The following is a 17,422-nucleotide window of genomic DNA, read 5'->3' as shown; positions in this document are numbered from 1 at the left end:
CTGACAGCACTCAACTGTCAGGGAAGATCGTCGTCGGCGAAGGAGCGCAATGAGTCGGCCTACGATGCTGTCCCTGACAGAGCTGCAACCACTGGTCGCCTCCGGGGAGATCGACACCGTTGTGGTGGCGTTCGCCGACATGCAGGGCCGGTTGGTCGGCAAGAGAGTCGCGGCCGAGCACTTCGTCGCCGAGGTTGCCGAACACGGCGTGGAGTGCTGCAGCTACCTGCTGGCCGTCGACGTGGAGATGCACACCGTCCCCGGCTACTCGATCGCCGACTGGGGCACCGGCTACGGCGATCTGGTGCTCAAACCGGACTTCGCCACACTGCGGCGCATCCCGTGGTTGCCCGGCACCGCGCACGTGCTGGCCGACGCGCACTGGCCGGACGGCGGTCCGGTCACGGTGGCGCCCCGTCAGATACTGGCCGCTCAACTCGCCCGACTGGCCGAGCGCGGACTGATCGCCTACGCCGCCACCGAACTGGAGTTCCTGGTCTTCGAGGAGAGCTACCGGCAGGCGTGGGCCGGTGGGTATCGTGGCCTGACCGCGGGGACCGACTACAACGCCGACTATGGTCTGGTCGCCGGCACGCGGCTGGAACCGCTGCTGCGTGACATTCGGCTGGGGATGACCGGCGCGGGCCTGCGCTGCGAGGGCGTCAAAGGGGAGTGCAACAACGGCCAGCAGGAGATCACCTTCCGCTACGAAGAGGCGCTGACCACTTGCGACAACCACAGCGTCTACAAGAGCGGCGCCAAGGAGATCGCCGACCAGCACGGCAAGAGCCTGACGTTCATGGCGAAGTTCGACCAACGCGAAGGCAACAGCTGCCATGTGCATCTGTCACTGCGCAACACCGAAGGATCTCCGGTGTTCGCTGATCCCGAGGCGCCGCACGGCATGTCGGCGTTGTTCCGGGGTTTCCTGGCCGGCGTGCTGGCCACGCTGCCCGAGCTGACCCTGTGTTATGCCCCGAACATCAACTCCTACAAGCGATTCGTCGGCGGTAGTTTCGCCCCCACGGCGATAGCGTGGGGCCTGGACAATCGCACCTGTGCGCTGCGAGTACTCGGCCACGGCAACTCGATGCGGGTGGAGTGCCGGGTGCCCGGCGGCGACGTGAACCCCTATCTGGCGGTCGCGGCACTGATCGCGGCGGGGCTGCACGGCATCGACAATGATCTGGCGCTGCCCGAGCCGGTCGACGGCGACGCCTACCGGGCGGGACTGCCGCACCTGCCCACGACGCTCGGCGGCGCCGTGGAGCTGTTCGCCGAATCGGCGTTAGCGCGCAAGGCGTTCGGCGATGAGGTCGTCGAGCATTACCTGCACAGTGCCCGGGTCGAGTTGGACGCATTCAACACCGCGGTGACCGACTGGGAGAGGGTCCGGGGTTTTGAGCGCTTCTGAACCCGTTATCGGACTGACGACCTATCTGGACCGAGCGAAGTTCGGAGTCTGGGATGCGCGGGCCGGCCTGCTGCCCGCCCAATACATCCAGAGCATCACCGCCGCAGGCGGAATCGCGGTGCTGTTGCCGCCGCAGCCGGTGACACCCGACATCGCGGCGCGTGTGCTCTCCGGTGTCAGCGCCCTGGTGATCACCGGCGGCCGCGACCTGGACCCCGCCGGGTACGGCCAGACCCCGCACGATGAGACTGATCGGCCCGACAGCACCCGGGACGCCTGGGAATTCGCCCTGTTGGCGGAGGCGATGCGGCGCGGGATGCCGGTGCTGGGGATCTGTCGTGGCGCCCAAGTACTCAACGTGGCGCTCGGCGGGACGCTGCACCAGCACCTGCCCGACGTCATCGGTAGCACCGGCCACCGGGCGGGTAACGGCGTCTTCACCCCGATGCCGGTGCGCACCGTGGCTGGCACTCGGCTGGCCGAGCTTCTGGGCGAGACCTGCCAGGTGCAGTGCTACCACCATCAGGCGATCGCGGACGTGGGTGCGAAACTTGTCGTCAGTGCGCGCGATGACGACGGGGTCATCGAGGCGATCGAGCTTCCCGGGGAGGATTTCGTGCTCGCGGTTCAGTGGCATCCCGAGGAATCCCCGGACGATCTGCGGCTGTTCGCCGCGATCGTGGCCGAAGCGGGCAAGTACGCGTCGGCTCGGGTGAGCGAATGATCCACGAACTGATCAACCCGGCCACCGGGGTGGTCTTCGCGACCGTCGACCACGTCGAAGCCGCCGCCGTGGACGATGCGGTGCGCCGCGCGCAGGCCGCCCAGAAGCGGTGGGCCAAACGTGCCCCGGCCGAGCGGGCCGCGGCGCTGCGAGACTTCGCCGCGGTTGTCGGCGCCCACATCGACGAGCTGGCCGCGCTCGAGGTCACCAACTCCGGCCATCCGGTGTCGGCCGCCGAATGGGAAGCCGGGCATGTCCGCGACGTGCTGCAGTTCTATGCGGCCAGCCCGGAACGGCTGTCCGGCAAGCAGATACCGGTCGCCGGTGGGCTCGACGTCACCTTCCACGAGCCGCTGGGCGTCGTCGGGATCATCACCCCGTGGAACTTCCCGATGCCGATCGCCGCGTGGGGTTTCGCACCGGCGCTGGCCGCCGGAAACGCGGTGCTGATCAAGCCCGCCGAGTGGACGCCGCTGACCACACTGCGGTTGGCGGAGCTGGCTGTGGAGTCGGGTCTGGATGGCGACCTCTTGCAGGTGCTGCCCGGTCGCGGTGCAGAGGTGGGGGAGCGCCTGGTCACCCACCCGGGCGTGGCCAAGATCGTGTTCACCGGTTCCACCACCACCGGCACCCGGGTCCTGCAGGCCGGCGCGGCCGGGGTCAAACGGGTGACGCTGGAACTCGGCGGCAAGAGCGCCAACATCGTGTTCGGCGACTGCGACCTGGAGCAGGCGGCCGCGACGGCACCCTACGGCGTGTTCGACAACGCCGGGCAGGACTGCTGCGCGCGTAGCCGGATCCTTGTGCAGCGCAGCGTCTATGACCGCTTCATGGAGTTGCTGGAGCCCGCGGTGGCCGGCGTGGTCGTCGGCGACCCGACGTCCCGCGACACCGAGATGGGCCCGCTGGTGTCGCGCCCGCACTGGGAAAAGGTGGCCTCCTACGTGCCCGACGACGCGCCGGTCGCCTTCCGAGGTCAGGCTCCCACCGGCCCCGGTTTCTGGTTCCCGCCCACGGTCCTGACTCCCGCGGCCACCGACCGGTGCGTCAGCGAGGAGATTTTCGGCCCGGTGGTGACGGTGCTGCCGTTCGATGATGAAGCCGACGCCATCGCCCTGGCCAACAACACCGTCTACGGGCTGTCGGGCTCGATCTGGACCAACGACCTGTCCCGGGCGCTGCGCGTCTCGCGGGCGGTGGAAGCCGGCAACCTGTCGGTGAATTCGCACTCCTCGGTGCGCTTCACCACGCCGTTCGGCGGCTTCAAACAGTCGGGGCTGGGCCGGGAGCTGGGCGCGGACGCCCCGCTGTCGTTCACCGAGACCAAAAACGTATTCATCGCAGTGAAGGAGATGCAGTGACCGATCTGACCCAACGCCTGGCCGGACGGGTAGCCGTGGTGACCGGCGCCGGTGGCGGAATCGGCTTGGCATCCGCGCGGCGGATGCGCGCCGAAGGCGCCCAGATCGTGGTCGGCGACCTCGACCAGGCGGCCGGCACCGCGGTCGCCGATGAGCTCGACGGCCTGTTCGTTCAGGTCGACGTCTCCGATCAGGACCAGGTCGACGCGCTGTTCGACACCGCGGCCCAGACGTTCGGCTCGGTGGACATCGCCTTCAACAACGCCGGCATCTCGCCGCCCGACGACGACGTGATTGAAACCACGGAACTTCCTGCCTGGCAACGGGTTCAGGATGTCAACCTGAAGTCGGTGTACCTGTGCTGCCGGGCGGCACTGCGGCACATGGCGCCCGCCGGACGCGGGTCGATCATCAACACCGCATCGTTCGTGGCGGTGATGGGTTCGGCCACCTCCCAGATCTCCTACACCGCCTCCAAGGGCGGCGTGCTGGCCATGTCGCGTGAGCTCGGGGTGCAGTACGCCCGGCAAGGCATCCGGGTCAACGCGTTGTGCCCCGGGCCGGTGAACACCCCGCTGCTGCAGGAGCTGTTCGCCGCCGACCCGGAGCGCGCCGCCCGCCGGCTGGTGCACGTGCCGGTGGGCCGGTTCGCCGAGCCGGAGGAGATCGCCGCCGCCGTCGCGTTCCTGGCCAGCGATGACGCGTCGTTCATCACCGGCTCGACGTTCCTGGTGGACGGTGGGATCAGCTCGGCGTACGTCACGCCGCTGTAGTCGCCCGGCTCGGCACCCAGCGGGCTTTGCCCCCGATCTCGGCGGGGTCGGCGGCGGCGATCTGATTGACCAGGGGATGTTCCACCGCCGGGAGCCGCCGCCGTAGCTTCTCGCAGCGCCGCAACAAAGCCAGGCATTCCCGCGCCGTCAGGGCCTCGAAATCCAGCCCCGGCGCCCGATCCACGTCGCCGAAGCTATCCACAACCAAAACCACAGTGACACAAGTGGATACGGTGACAGTACCGGACCGGGAAGGGTTGGGCTGAACGGGCTGTGTCGTGGGTGTTCCATTGAGTGGAACGGTGTGTTGATCGCTGCGACAGCAACCCGATAGCGTCCCGAATTCTTAGCATAAACACAGCAAAGCATTGGGGGCTCACCATGAATACGCACACGATTCGCTGCGCGACACTGCTTGGCTTCGCTTTGGGCGCACCGCTGATCGCGCTGGCCACCAGCGCCCTGGCGGCCGCCGACCCCGATTACGTCGTATACGAGCCGATATCGTCCAACGGTCCCGACGCCGGTCAACCGGGAGAGTACTTCTTCACAGGTGGAGTCAAAGACTTATCTCATCCGACGGTCGGGATTCACGGAGACGGGGTGGTCGGCAACTGGATCGCAACCAATCAAATCTTCGCTGGACTGGATTTCTACTCGAATACCGCCGGCTACGAGCTGTACGTCAACGGCGCCGACAGCCATGACTACATCGAGGAGTATTCCAACTTCGTCGCATCCGACGCCACCGGGACTGAGCTGTGGGGCAACACCTTCACCGAGGAGTTGAACTCCTCTGGAGTCGTGATCGGTATGTCGGATGTCATCGATTTCGGCGGCCAGGACTTCACCCTCTTCGACACTCTCCCTTCGACCGAGTTCTAGTAGGCGTTCCTCGGAACCATTCGGCTACGGCGCCAGCCGCACACCCACCCGCTCGGTCGCCAGCAGGTCGCCCAGGATCTTCGCCACCGTCGCCAATTCGGCATGGGTGTAGCGGGACAAGAAGTCGCTCATGCCGAGGTTCATCTCATCGTGCAGGCGGCGGTGGGCGCGCACCACGATGCGGCCGTCCGCGGTGAGTCGCAGGGCGATCTCCTTGCGGTTGCCCGGCACGGGCAGGCGTTCGACCAGGCCGGCCGCCACCAAGCGCTGCACATGCTTGGATACGGTGCCCTTGAGCTGCCCGGATCGGGCGGCCAGGGTGACGATATTGACCGGATCGTCGCCGATGCGATCGAGCAGATGCATGCTCAGGGTGGGCAGTTCGCGCACTGCCGCCTCTAGCCGCCGAGGGCAGTGCTGCGCCATGAAGTCACGCTCGGCGTCGCCGCCGGAGTCGTCGAACTTGTCGCCCACGGCTTGGACCAGGTCGCCGATCCGGGCGATCACGTCCGCTTTGGTTTTCACCGAAACCATATTGCCACGGCGCCGCGTCTCCGAGTATGGTTTCCATAGAAACCAAAAGGAGGCGTCGATGAAGGCAGCAGTGATCGAGGCGTTGGGGCGGGTGCCGGTATACACCGATTTCCCCGAGCCCGAAGCACATGACGGCGCGGTCATTGCGACAGTGGAGGCGTCGGCACTGACCAACCTCACCCGCGGGTTGGTCGCCGGTACGCACTACGGCAGTTCGGGTTTGTCGCTGCCCGGGGTGGCCGGAGTGGACGGTGTGGCCCGCCTCGCCGACGGCCGCCGGGTGTACGGCACCGCGGTCACGCCATACGGAATGATGGCCGAACGCACCCTGCTTGCCCCGGGCCGGATCGTCGAGCTGCCAGACGGCATCGATCCGGTACTCGCTGCGGCCGCGCCCAACCCCGGCGTGTCGGCGTGGGTGTCGCTACAGCACGCCGCACAGGTCCGCCCCGAACATCACGTACTGGTACTGGGCGCGACCGGCGTCACCGGGTCACTGGCGGTTCAGTTGGCCAAGTCCGAGTTCGGGGTCGAGCGGGTGGTCGCTGTCGGACGTGACGCCGACCGGCTCGACTGGCTGCGCGGTCTCGGCGCCGACACCATCCGGCTGGGCCACGACGACCTGGCCGCCCGGGTCGCCGCGGCGCACCGAGACCGCCCGTTCGACGTGGTCATCGACTACCTGTGGGGGGAACCGGCCGAGCAGGTGCTGGCCGCCCTGGGCAATCAGGGCCTGGGGGCAGTCGCCCACGCGACACAGTTCATCCAGGTCGGCACGATGGCCGGCCCCACCATCAACCTCGCCGGTGGAATTCTGCGCAGCGCCGCGGTGACGCTGCGCGGGGTGGGCCTCGGCAGTGTCCCGATGGACGTGCTGCGGCAGGCCAACCAGGAATTCCTGCCCCGGCTGTTCGCCATGCTCGCCGACGGCCAACTTCAGCTCGCGACCCAGCGGCAGCCCTTGGCGGACGTCGAGAAGGTGTGGACTCAGCGGGAGCCGTCGGGCACCCGGGTGGTCTTCACGCCCTAAAGCCGCTTCGGCCTACGTCAGAACCACTCCGGCCGCATCTCCAGAGTCGTGCGGTCCAGGCTTTCCAGCAGGTCGAGCTGCGGTCCGGTATTCGGCAGCTCATACCGGAAGAAGTACCGGGCCGCCTGGCGTTTGCCGTCGAAAAAGTCCCCGGTGCGCCCCTGGGCGGCCAACAGCTGCTCCAGCCAGATCCAGGCGATCACCACATGGCCGAAGGCCTCCAGATAGACCGCGCTGTTGGCCAGCGCGGCATCGATGTCGCCGGCGGCGAACATGCCCGCGGTGACGGATACCAGTCGCTGGATCACCGTGTCGAGTTGGGTGGCCATATCGGCCAGTTCGCCGCCGGCCCCATGCGCGGCCGCGGTGCTCTCGGTCATTGCCCGGTGTAGCGCGGCCAGGCTGGCCCCGTCGCGTTGCACCACCTTGCGGCCCAACAGGTCCAGGCTCTGGATGCCGTGGGTGCCCTCGTGGATCGGGTTGAGCCGGTTGTCCCGGTAGTGCTGTTCGACGTCGTACTCGCGGGTGTAGCCGTAGCCGCCGTGCACCTGGATCGCCAGATCGTTGGCGGCCAGGCACCACTGAGACGGCCAGCTCTTGGCGATCGGGGTGAGGATGTCCAGCAGCGCCGTGGCGTGGTCAAGTTCCTCGTCGGATTCGGCGGTGTGCGCGATGTCGACCAGTCGCGCGCAATAGAGAGCCAAGGCGAGCGCTCCCTCGACGTAGGACTTCTGCGCGAGCAGCATCCGCCTGACATCCGCGTGCTCGATGATCGGAACCTGCGGCATCGCAGGGTCTTTCGTGGTCGCCGGACGCCCCTGTGGACGGCTGCGCGCGTAGTCCAGCGACTTCAGGTAGCCGGTGTAGCCGAGCGCGATGGCACCCATGCCCACGCCGAGGCGGGCTTCGTTCATCATGTGGAACATGTAGGTCAAGCCGCGGTGCTCGTCGCCCACGAGATAGCCGACCGCGCCCGGCTCGCCGCCGGGTCGGTGGCCGCCCTCCCCGAAGTTGAGCACGGTGTTGGTGATTCCGCGATAGCCCATCTTGTGGTTGAGCCCAGCCAGCACGACGTCGTTGCGCTCACCCAGCGTGCCGTCGGGATTCACCAGATACTTCGGCACGATGAACAGCGAGATCCCTTTGGTGCCGGCCGGGCCGCCCGGGATCTTGGCCAGCACCAGGTGGACGATGTTGTCGGTCAGGTCGTGTTCGCCACCGGAGATCCACATCTTCGATCCGAACAGCCGGAAGGTGCCGTCGGCCCGGGGCTCCGCACGGGTGGTGATATCGGCCAGCGATGAACCGGCCTGGGTCTCCGAGAGGCACATCGTCCCGAAGAAGCGGCCGGCGAGCATGGGTTTGACGAAGGCGGTGACCTGTTCTTCGCTGCCGAACTTGGCGAGCAGGTTCGCGTTGGCCATGGTCAGCATCGGATAGCCGGCGGTGCTGACGTTGGCGGCGAACAGCCAGGCGAAGCCGGCCTGGGCCACCGTTGCCGGCAATTGCGCACCGCCCAGCGAGTAGTCCATGGCCATGCCGATCAGCTCAGCCTCGGCGCAGGCCGCCAGTGCCTCCTTGACTTCACCGATGATGGTGACTTTCGTCCCGTCGAAGGTGGGCTCGTGAGCGTCGCTCTTCTTGTTGTGCGGGGCGAAATAGCGAGTGGCCAACTGCTCGCACAAATCGAGTGTGTCGGAGAAGGTTTCCCGGGAGTGTTCGGAGAAGCGCTCTCGCCCGGTGAGTTCGTCGACGCGCAGCCAGTCGAACAGCAGGAAATCGAGGTCTTGGCGGGACAGCAGGGTGGACTTCATCTGGCGAACCTTTCACTCCAGGCCGAGCAGTGCGTTCTCCACGACCTCGGGCAGCGCCGGGTGGATCCAGTATTGACCGCGGGCCATCTCCGGCGCGGTGAGACCGAAGCTCATCGCCTGAATCAGCGGCTGGATGATCGACGACGCCTGGTAGCCCATGATGTGTGCGCCGAGGAGCCGCCCGGTGCCGCGTTCGGCGATGAGCTTGGCAAATCCGTTGCTGTCCTCCATCGCCCAGCCGTAGGCGACGTCACCGTAATCCTGGATCTTCACCGAGATATCGAGACCCTTTGCCAACGCCTGTGTTTCGGTCAGTCCGACCGCAGCGATCTGCGGATCGGTGAAGACCGCGGCCGGCACATAGCGGTGGTCGGTGATCCGCATCGAGTCCACGTCGTCCCAGTCGCACAGCAGGTTGTGTTGCACCACCCTGGCTTCGTGGTTGGCGACATGCTTGAGCTCGTAGGGCGAGGACACGTCGCCGAGCGCGAAAACTCCGCGCGCCGAAGTACGTTGGTACTTGTCGACGGTCACCCGCCCGCCGGCGACGACGACACCGGCCTGCTCGGCGTCCAGCAGGTCACCGTTGGGCACCCGCCCGGTGGCCACCAGCATCGCGTCGGCCCGCAGCACCGAGCCGTCGTCAAGCTCCACGACGACACCCGGCCCGGCGGATCCCTCCTGGCGGGCTGCGACCACGTTGCGGTGCGAGCGCAGCTCCCACTTGGCCGCGGCGATCCGGGTGAAGCGTTCGGCCACGGTCTCGTCGCAGTGCCGTAGCAAGGTCGAGCCGCGGATCACCACCGTGACCCGGACTCCCAAGGCGGAGAAAACGTGGGCGAACTCGGCGGCGATGAAGCCGCCGCCCACGATCACCAGATGCTCGGGCAGCTCAGCGATCCGCATGATGTCGTCGCTGGTGTAGTAATGCGCCCCGCTGTTGGCGATGGCGGGCGGGATTGCCGAGCGCGACCCGGCCGCGATCACCACCTGCTCGGCGCTGAACTGCTCGCCGCCGGCGGTGAGCAATAGGTACCGGCCGCACGCGCCGACCGGGCCGAACCGGGTGTGCTCGCCGTAGACGTCGACGTTTGGCAGGCTGCGGCGGTACTGCTCGCCGCCGGCGGCGATCGGGTCGATCCGCCCGAACACCCGCGAGACGATGTCGTCCCAGCGCACACCGTCGATATGAGCGTCAATCCCGTAGCGAGACGCCTCGGTCACCGTCTTGGCGACCTCGGCGGCGTAGACGAACATCTTGGTCGGGATGCAGCCCACATTGAGGCAGGTGCCGCCGAAAGTGCCCTGCTCGCAGATCGCCACCCGCTTGTCCGCGTAGCGCTCGTCGAGAATGCTGTTGCCCGAACCGGTTCCGATGATCGCCAGGTCGTAGCTCTCCATTGCGTCAGCCTAAACGGTGTGCGGGCTAATCTGATGGCGTGTCCACATCGGTTCAGACCGAGATGACCGACGTAGCGCTGATCGGCGCGGGCATCATGAGCGCCACATTGGGGGCGATCCTGCGCCGCCTGGAACCCAACGCCGCAATCACCATCGTTGAGCGGTTGGAATCCGCCGCCGGCGAGAGCAGCGATCCGTGGAACAACGCCGGAACCGGCCACGCCGGACTGTGCGAACTGTTCTACACACCGCAGCAGCCCGACGGCTCGATCGACACCGCCAAAGCGGTGCGCGTCAACGAGCAGTTCCAGGTGACCCGGCAGTTCTGGGCGTATGCCGTGGAAAACGGCCTGCTGGAGCAACCGCGCGACTTCGTGCATCCGATCCCGCACGTCAGCTTCGTGCACGGCACCGAGGGCGTGGACTACCTGCGGCGGCGCCATCGTGCGCTGGCCGGCAACCCGTTGTTCGCCGGAACCGAGTTCATCACCGACTTCGGCGAGTTCGCCGCGCGCCTGCCCGCGATGGCCGCCGGGAGAGATCCCGACGTGCCGGTGGCCCTGGACTGGGCGCCGCATGGCACCGACGTCGACTTCGGTGCGCTGGCCGGCCAGCTCATCGGCTACGGCGTGCGCCACGGCACTGCGGTGTTCTTCGGCCACGAGTTGCGCTCGCTGCGCCGGGAGTCCGACGGCAGCTGGACGTTGGGCCTGGCCAACCGCCGAACCGGCGAAACCCGAAGGCTCAATGCCAAATTCGTCTTCATCGGCGCCGGGGGAGCGACGCTGGGCTTGTTGCAGCGCGCGGGGATCCCCGAAGTGCGGGGCTACGGCGGCTTCCCGATCGGTGGGGTGTTCCTGCGCTGCGGCGCCGCGCAGCTGACCGCCGGACACCGCGCCAAGGTGTACGGCGCCCCGGTCCCGGGTGCGCCGTCGACGACGGCCCCGCACCTGGACTCCCGGATGGTCAATGGTGCGTCGTGGCTGCTGTTCGGGCCGTTTGCCGGCTGGTCTCCGAAGTTCCTCAAGCACGGGCGCGCCACGGACCTGCCGAGATCGGTCCGCTTCGACAACGTGAAGTCACTGCTGAGCGCCGGGATCCGGGAGCGCGAACTGGTCGGGTACCTGCTCGGCCAACTGCGGCGGACACACGCCACCCGTGTCGAGGCGCTGCGGGAGTTCCTGCCGCCTGCCGATCAAGCGGACTGGAATGAGATCCGGGCCGGCCAGCGCGTGCAGGTGATCCGCGGCGGACAACTCGATTTCGACACCACGATCGTCAGCGCCGGCGACGGCAGCATCGCGGGACTGCTCGGTGCCTCACCCGGCGCTTCGACCGCGGTGCCGGCGATGCTGGAGGTGCTGGCGCGCTGTTTCGCCGGGAAGTTCGCGCAGTGGCTGCCGACGCTCAAAGAGATGGTGCCCTCGTTGGGCACGCGACTCTCCGAAGAGCCCGCGTTATACGAGCAGGTGTGGCAGTGGGGCAGCCGACAGCTTCAGCTCACCTGATGGGCACGGGGCTAACGGAGGTGCCCCCAGCGCCCGGCTTCGCCGCGCTGGCGATCGCCACTAGAGTTGCCGGGTGACCGAGAACCCCTACCTGGCCGGTTTACGGCTGGCCGGCCGCAAGGTTGTCGTTGTGGGCGCGGGAAGCGTCGCGCAGCGACGACTTCCGCTGTTGGTGGACAGCGGCGCGCAGGTGCTGGTGATCGCACCCAGCGCCACCCCGGCGGTCGAAGCGCTGGGGGAGCGCAAGCCCGGCATCACGCTGGTCTCGCGCGCCTACCGCGACGGAGATCTGGCCGACGCTTGGTATGCGATCGCGGCCACCGACGACCCGGAGGTCAACGCCGCCATTGTGGCTGAGGCCGATCGTCGCCAGATCTTCTGTGTGCGGGCCGATCTGGCCGTCGAGGGATCCGCGGTCACCCCGGCCACCTTCGGTTACTCCGGTCTGTCGGTGGGCGTTCTGGCCGGCGGCGAGCACAACCGGTCGGCGGCGATCCGCTCGGCGATCCGGGAGGCCCTGCAGTCCGGAGCCATTACCGCAGAGACCTCTGACGTGGTGCGCGGCGGTGTGGCGCTGGTAGGCGGCGGACCCGGCGATCCGGAACTGATCACGGTGCGCGGCCGTCGCATGCTCTCGCACGCCGACGTCGTGGTGACCGACCGGCTTGCCCCGCCCGAACTGCTCGCCGAACTGCCGCCGAACGTCGAAGTCATCGACGCCGCCAAGATCCCCTACGGGCGGGCAATGGCGCAGGACGCCATCAACGCGCTGATGATCGAACGCGCCAAGGCCGGCAAGTTCGTGGTGCGCCTCAAGGGCGGCGACCCGTTCGTGTTCGCCCGCGGCTACGAAGAAGTCCTGGCCTGCGCCGAGGCCGGTATCCCGGTGACGGTGGTACCGGGTGTGACCAGTGCCATAGCGGTACCGGCTCTGGCCGGAGTGCCGGTCACCCACCGGGCCGTCAACCACGAATTTGTGGTGGTCAGCGGGCATGTCGCACCCGACGATCCCGAATCGTTAGTGAATTGGGACGCCCTGGCCGCACTGCGCGGAACCATCGTGTTGCTGATGGCTATCGAACGCATCGAACAATTCTGCGCGGTGCTGCAAAAAGGCGGACGACCTGCGGATACGCCGGTTCTGGTGGTGCAACACGGCACCACGCCGGCCCAGCACACGCTACGAGCGACCCTGGCCGACGCGCCCGAGAAAATCCGCGCGGAGGGCATCCGACCTCCCGCGATCGTCATTATCGGGGCCGTCGCAGGTTTCGGGGTTTAAACAGCTCTTAATATTACTGTAGGGTAGCCGGTTATGACTGCACTTGATGATGCAGGGCGTGCGACCGTGCAGCGGTCCGAAGGCGCTGCCGGGCAGGTTCCCCGGGGGCGAGCCGGCTCCGATCTCGTGAGCTGGACCAGCAAGTATGTGTCGTCCTGGCTGCCGTCTCGTCGCTTTATCTACGCCGTGATCGCGATCGGTGGCATGCAGCTGCTGGCCACCATGGACAGCACGGTCGCCATCGTCGCGCTTCCTAAGATCCAAGACGATCTGGGCCTGTCCGACGCGGGTCGCGGCTGGGTGATCAGTGCCTACGTGCTGACCTTCGGCGGCCTGATGCTGCTCGGCGGCCGACTCGGCGACACCATCGGCCGCAAGCGCACCTTCATCAGCGGGGTCGCGCTGTTCACCATCGCGTCGGTCCTGTGCGCGGTGGCCTGGGATGCGCCCACGCTGGTCATCGCCCGACTGCTGCAGGGGGTCGGCTCGGCCATCGCCTCACCGACCGCACTGGCGCTGATCGCCACCACCTTCCCGAAGGGGCCGGCCCGTAATGCCGCAACCGCGGTATTCGGCGCGATGACCGCCGTCGGTTCGGTGATGGGCTTGGTGGTCGGTGGTGCGCTGACCGAGCTGTCGTGGCGGCTGGCGTTCGGTGTCAACGTGCCGATCGGCCTGCTGATGATCTACTTGGCCCGCACCGCACTGACCGAGACCCATCGGGAGCGGATGAAGCTCGACGCCGCCGGGGCGCTGCTGGCGACCCTGGGCTGCACCGCCGCGGTATTCGCGTTCACGATCGGCCCGGAGAAGGGCTGGATCTCGGTCATCACCATCGGCTCGGGCGTGGTCGCGATCGTGGCGATGCTGGCGTTCGTCGTCGTCGAGCGCACCGCCCAGAACCCGGTGGTGCCGTTCAGCCTGTTCAAGGACCGCAACCGGGTGGCGACCTTCGCGGCGATCTTCCTGGCCGGTGGGGTGCTGTTCACCGTGACTGTGACCATCGGCCTGTACGTGCAGGATCTGATGGGCTACTCGGCGCTGCGCGCCGGAGTCGGATTCATCCCGTTCGTCATCGGGCTGGGCATCGGCCTGGCGGCGTCCTCGCAGCTGGTCCGGCGGTTCCCGCCCCGGGCGTTGGTGATCGCCGGTGGCATCGTGGTGCTGGGGGCGATGATCTACGGCTCGACCGTCGACCGGAACCTCCCGTACTTCCCGAACTTCGTGACGTTGATCGTGCTCGGCGGGTTCGGCATCGGCATGATCGTGGTGCCGCTGACCTTGTCGGCGATCACCGGTGTGGGCTTCGACCAGATCGGCCCGACCTCGGCGATCGCGCTGATGCTGCAGAACCTCGGTGGGCCGATCGTGCTGGCGGTCGTGCAGGCCGTCATCACCTCGCGCACGCTCTACCTGGGCGGCACCAACATGCCGGTCAAGACCATGAATCCCGCGCAGATCGCCGCGTTGGACGCCGGGTATACCTACGGCCTGCTGTGGGTGGCGGCCGTGGCCGTCCTGGTCGGCGCGATCTCCCTGCTGATCGGTTACACCGCCAAGCAGGTCGCGCACGCCCAAGATGTGCAGGACGCCTTCGGCGACCTGTAACTTCGCCTGGCTTCGCCGCACTTACGGTCCCCGCTAAGCGGCCTGCGGCGCTGGGCGTCGGCTACACGTATTCGCTGCTGTGGGTGGCGGCGATCGCGATCCTGGTGAGCGGGGCGGCGTTGCTCATCGGGTTCTCGGCCGACCAGATCGCCCGCGCCCAGCGCACCCGTGAGGCCGTGGAGGCCGGGGAGCTGTAGGCGCGCCGGGCAAGTCCGCGTCTGCTCGCGGCTGAAGATAGGCTCTCGGCCTGTGATCACCCGGATGTCCCAACTGTTCCTGCGCACCCTGCGCGACGACCCCGCCGATGCCGAAGTCCCCAGCCACAAGCTGCTGATCCGGGCCGGCTACATCCGGCCGATCGCACCCGGTCTGTACAGCTGGCTGCCGCTGGGTCTGCGAGTGCTGCGCAACATCGAGCAAGTGGTGCGCGAGGAGATGAACGCCATCGGCGGCCAGGAGATCCTGTTCCCGGCGCTGCTGCCCCGCGCACCCTATGAGACCACCAACCGCTGGACGGAATACGGCGACGGCCTGTTCCGGCTCAAGGACCGCCGCGACAACGACTACTTGCTGGGCCCCACCCACGAGGAGCTGTTCGCCCTGACAGTCAAGGGGGAGTACAACTCCTACAAGGACTTCCCGGTGGTGCTGTATCAGATCCAGACCAAGTACCGCGATGAGGCGCGGCCGCGAGCCGGCATCCTGCGCGGCCGCGAGTTCGTGATGAAGGATTCGTATTCCTTCGACGTGGACGATGCCGGCCTGGCCGCCGCCTACGAGGCGCACCGGGTGGCCTATCAGCGGATCTTCGACCGGCTCGGTGTGCGCTACGTGATCGTCTCCGCGGTGTCCGGCGCCATGGGCGGATCGGCCTCCGAGGAGTTCCTCGCCGAGAGCGCGGTCGGTGAAGACACATTTGTGCGCTGCCACGAGTCCGGCTACGCCGCCAATGTCGAAGCGGTGACCACCGCCCGCCCCGAACCGCAATCGATCGAGGGCCTGCCCGAGGCGAAGGTGTACGACACCGGCGACACTCCGACGATTGCCACCCTGGTGGATTGGGCCAACGGCGCGCTGGACCGTACGGTCACCGCCGCCGACACCCTCAAGAACGTCCTGCTCAAGGTCCGCCAACCCGACGGCGACTGGGAGCTGCTGGGCATCGGGGTGCCGGGCGACCGCGAGATCGACGAGAAGCGGCTCGGCGCGGCGCTCGAACCCGCCGAGCACGCACTGCTCGATGACGGTGACTTCGCCAAACACCCCTTCTTGGTGAAGGGCTACATCGGTCCGAAGGCATTGCAGGACAACGGGGTCCGCTACCTGGTCGATCCGCGTGTGGTGGACGGCACCAGCTGGATCACCGGCGCCGACGCACCCGGCAAGCACGTCGTGGGGCTGGTCGCCGGGCGTGATTTCGTCGCCGACGGCACCATCGAAGCGGCCGAGGTCCGGGACGGGGACCCGTCACCGGACGGGGCCGGCCCGCTGGTCAGTGCCCGGGGGATCGAGATCGCCCACATCTTCCAGCTCGGCCGCAAGTACACCGACGCGTTCGCGGTCGACGTTCTCGGCGAGGATGGCCGGCCGGTGCGGCTCACCATGGGCTCCTACGGCGTCGGCGTGTCCCGGCTGGTGGCTGTCATCGCCGAACAGCAGCATGACGAGCTGGGCCTGCGCTGGCCGTCGCAGGTCGCGCCGTTCGACGTGCACGTGGTGATCGCCAACAAGGACGACGCCGCACGCGCCGGCGCGACCGAGCTGGCCGCCGAACTGGACCGGCTCGGTCTGGAGGTGCTCTTCGATGACCGGCAGGCTTCGCCGGGAGTGAAGTTCAAAGACGCCGAGTTGCTCGGGGTGCCGTGGATCGTGGTGCTGGGGCGTGGCTGGGCCGAGGGGGTTGTCGAACTGCGGGATCGCTTCTCCGGGCAGACCCGTGAGCTGGCCGTCGGTGCGGAGTTGGCCGGGGAGATTCTGGCGGCGCTGGGCCGCTAGCTGGTCCCGGTCTAGTCCCCGTCTAGTCCTGGCCGCCCGGGAAGGCCTGGGTGATCGGCCAATTCCCCAGCGCGCGGTTCCAGTGCGCGGCCAGCACGGCACTCTGGCCGAGCGCGGTCGCCGCGAATTCCCGGTCGGTGGCTTCGCTGGCCTGCTCGACGACTGCACGCCAGGCTGCCGCGGTGTCGTCTTCCATCCGGACCGCCAGCCGCAGTGCGTCATTGGACGTGGTCACCGGCATGGGCACCTGATATCCGGCAGCGGCGGGTGGAACCGCAACCGAGCGGCTGGTCAGGATCGCGATGGTGCGGTCCCGGCGTTCGCGGTGCTGACGGATGGTGGTGACCACCAGATCGTTGAAGTCCGGCAGCGAGTACGCCGACACCAGCCCGTAGCCGTAGACGACCCCGTATTCGGTGGCCAGGGCATCGATCAGGGCCGATTCGGGGCCGGAGGCCGGGCTGGGCTCGGGAGATGTCATGTCTGCGCCACCAAGGCGACCGCGTAGGCGGCGGTGCACGCCGCGGCGATGGAGGCCAGCAGCCCGGCCCGGTAACCCGACGAGGCGACCGCCAGCTTTCCGGAGCTGTCGGCGGCGGCCCGTAACGCGTTGATCACCTGCGAGACCGTCGGGGCCGGCGCGTCCGGCGCGGCGTTGGCGGTGGTGGTTTCGGTCTCATCCGCCGGCGTCTTTCCGGCGGCGCGGGCGATCTCGGCTGCCAGCGCCCGGGCATGCTCAGTTCGCTCCTGCGACACCTGCTCCAGTGCTGCGGCCAGCGCCTTGGAGTCCGGGTCGGTCAGCGCCTCAGCGGCTGCGGTGGCCAGTTCACTGTCGTGTAGGGCCAGCTGTCGTTGGGCTTCCAGGTCGTCCACGACGGGCGTCGTAGGAGCAGAGCCGCAGGCCGGGGCCGCGAGGGCCAGCAGGGCGAACATCCCGGCGCCGGTGAGCACGCGCCGGCGGTCGATGACGGACAGGGGGCCAGGCACCCTGACATCCTGCCATTGCGACAGAAGCGGAGGGACGCGACGTGGCCGGGACCGGGCCGCGGTACGCTGACGGGCGCTTTTGCCGGTTTGCTGTGGCTGTGTTTCC

16 protein-coding genes and 1 pseudogene are annotated in these 17,422 nt (G+C 67.8%); 11 read left to right on the top strand and 6 right to left on the bottom strand.

All coding sequences use genetic code 11. From position 1 onward, the window contains the following. Nucleotides 1-49: 49 nt before the first annotated feature. The 4 genes from K3U94_RS14725 to K3U94_RS14710 are packed head-to-tail and all read left to right on the top strand — an operon-like array spanning nt 50 to nt 4,272. Complete coding sequence (locus tag K3U94_RS14725; protein WP_220694186.1) at nt 50-1,414, top strand: glutamine synthetase family protein; 1,365 nt, start codon at nt 50-52, stop codon at nt 1,412-1,414. Then, nucleotides 1,401-2,138 (top strand): gamma-glutamyl-gamma-aminobutyrate hydrolase family protein, encoded by a 738-nt coding sequence (locus K3U94_RS14720; RefSeq protein ID WP_220694185.1) that lies wholly within the window; start codon nt 1,401-1,403, stop codon nt 2,136-2,138. The genes K3U94_RS14725 and K3U94_RS14720 overlap by 14 nt, the downstream gene beginning before the upstream one ends. Next, nucleotides 2,135-3,499, top strand: a complete 1,365-nt coding sequence (locus K3U94_RS14715; protein ID WP_220694184.1) for an aldehyde dehydrogenase family protein — start codon at nt 2,135-2,137, stop codon at nt 3,497-3,499. The genes K3U94_RS14720 and K3U94_RS14715 overlap by 4 nt, the downstream gene beginning before the upstream one ends. Further along, complete coding sequence (locus K3U94_RS14710) at nt 3,496-4,272, top strand: 3-oxoacyl-ACP reductase (protein WP_220694183.1); 777 nt, start codon at nt 3,496-3,498, stop codon at nt 4,270-4,272. The genes K3U94_RS14715 and K3U94_RS14710 overlap by 4 nt, the downstream gene beginning before the upstream one ends. Here the strand turns inward: K3U94_RS14710 and K3U94_RS14705 are convergent. After that, entirely contained in the window at nt 4,259-4,456 is a 198-nt protein-coding gene (locus K3U94_RS14705; protein ID WP_267878372.1) for a hypothetical protein, read from the bottom strand. The genes K3U94_RS14710 and K3U94_RS14705 overlap by 14 nt on opposite strands. Before the next feature lie 197 nt (nt 4,457-4,653). Here K3U94_RS14705 and K3U94_RS14700 point away from each other — a divergent pair, with 197 nt between their 5' ends. Beyond that, complete coding sequence (locus tag K3U94_RS14700) at nt 4,654-5,157, top strand: hypothetical protein (protein ID WP_220694182.1); 504 nt, start codon at nt 4,654-4,656, stop codon at nt 5,155-5,157. Nucleotides 5,158-5,181: 24 nt separating this feature from the next. Here K3U94_RS14700 and K3U94_RS14695 read toward each other — a convergent pair whose 3' ends face one another. Next, on the bottom strand, nt 5,182-5,682 hold the full coding sequence (locus K3U94_RS14695; RefSeq protein ID WP_047318647.1) for a MarR family winged helix-turn-helix transcriptional regulator: 501 nt from the start codon (nt 5,680-5,682) through the stop codon (nt 5,182-5,184). Between the two features lie 67 nt (nt 5,683-5,749). On the opposite strand from K3U94_RS14695, the gene K3U94_RS14690 reads away from it, so the two are divergent. After that, entirely contained in the window at nt 5,750-6,721 is a 972-nt protein-coding gene (locus K3U94_RS14690) for a quinone oxidoreductase family protein (protein ID WP_220694181.1), read from the top strand. 17 nt (nt 6,722-6,738) lie between these two features. Here K3U94_RS14690 and K3U94_RS14685 read toward each other — a convergent pair whose 3' ends face one another. Both K3U94_RS14685 and mtr read right to left on the bottom strand, forming a co-directional pair. After that, the gene (locus K3U94_RS14685) at nt 6,739-8,535 is read right to left on the bottom strand and encodes an acyl-CoA dehydrogenase family protein (protein WP_220694180.1); all 1,797 of its coding nucleotides are present in this window, start codon (nt 8,533-8,535) and stop codon (nt 6,739-6,741) included. Between the two features lie 12 nt (nt 8,536-8,547). Continuing rightward, nucleotides 8,548-9,936: a mycothione reductase gene (gene mtr, locus K3U94_RS14680; protein ID WP_220694179.1), complete on the bottom strand. Its 1,389-nt coding sequence runs from the start codon at nt 9,934-9,936 to the stop codon at nt 8,548-8,550. Between the two features lie 62 nt (nt 9,937-9,998). On the opposite strand from mtr, the gene mqo reads away from it, so the two are divergent. From mqo to K3U94_RS14655, 5 genes and pseudogenes are all read left to right on the top strand, one after another. Then, a complete protein-coding gene (gene mqo / locus K3U94_RS14675) occupies nt 9,999-11,444 on the top strand; it encodes a malate dehydrogenase (quinone) (RefSeq protein ID WP_220696812.1) in 1,446 nt (481 codons plus the stop codon). Between the two features lie 73 nt (nt 11,445-11,517). Next, nucleotides 11,518-12,726: a uroporphyrinogen-III C-methyltransferase gene (gene cobA, locus K3U94_RS14670; RefSeq protein ID WP_220694178.1), complete on the top strand. Its 1,209-nt coding sequence runs from the start codon at nt 11,518-11,520 to the stop codon at nt 12,724-12,726. 204 nt (nt 12,727-12,930) lie between these two features. Continuing rightward, nucleotides 12,931-14,334, top strand: coding sequence for an MFS transporter (locus tag K3U94_RS14665; protein WP_412178188.1), 1,404 nt, complete (start codon nt 12,931-12,933; stop codon nt 14,332-14,334). A gap of 44 nt (nt 14,335-14,378) precedes the next feature. Next, nucleotides 14,379-14,531, top strand: a pseudogene (locus K3U94_RS24425) (MFS transporter); the annotation flags it as partial. A 52-nt stretch (nt 14,532-14,583) separates the two neighbouring features. Continuing rightward, nucleotides 14,584-16,329, top strand: coding sequence for a proline--tRNA ligase (locus K3U94_RS14655; RefSeq protein ID WP_047318568.1), 1,746 nt, complete (start codon nt 14,584-14,586; stop codon nt 16,327-16,329). Nucleotides 16,330-16,351: 22 nt separating this feature from the next. On the opposite strand, the gene K3U94_RS14650 is transcribed toward K3U94_RS14655, so the two are convergent. Both K3U94_RS14650 and K3U94_RS14645 read right to left on the bottom strand, forming a co-directional pair. Further along, nucleotides 16,352-16,810: a ferritin-like domain-containing protein gene (locus K3U94_RS14650; RefSeq protein ID WP_220694177.1), complete on the bottom strand. Its 459-nt coding sequence runs from the start codon at nt 16,808-16,810 to the stop codon at nt 16,352-16,354. Further along, a complete protein-coding gene (locus K3U94_RS14645; protein WP_434084927.1) occupies nt 16,807-17,262 on the bottom strand; it encodes a hypothetical protein in 456 nt (151 codons plus the stop codon). The genes K3U94_RS14650 and K3U94_RS14645 overlap by 4 nt, the downstream gene beginning before the upstream one ends. Nucleotides 17,263-17,422 lie beyond the last annotated feature (160 nt).

The organism is Mycolicibacter heraklionensis (genome assembly GCF_019645815.1).
Lineage (GTDB): Bacteria > Actinomycetota > Actinomycetes > Mycobacteriales > Mycobacteriaceae > Mycobacterium > Mycobacterium heraklionense.
Note: the sequence above shows the minus strand (reverse complement) of the source record. Positions and strands in the feature narration are given on the sequence as shown.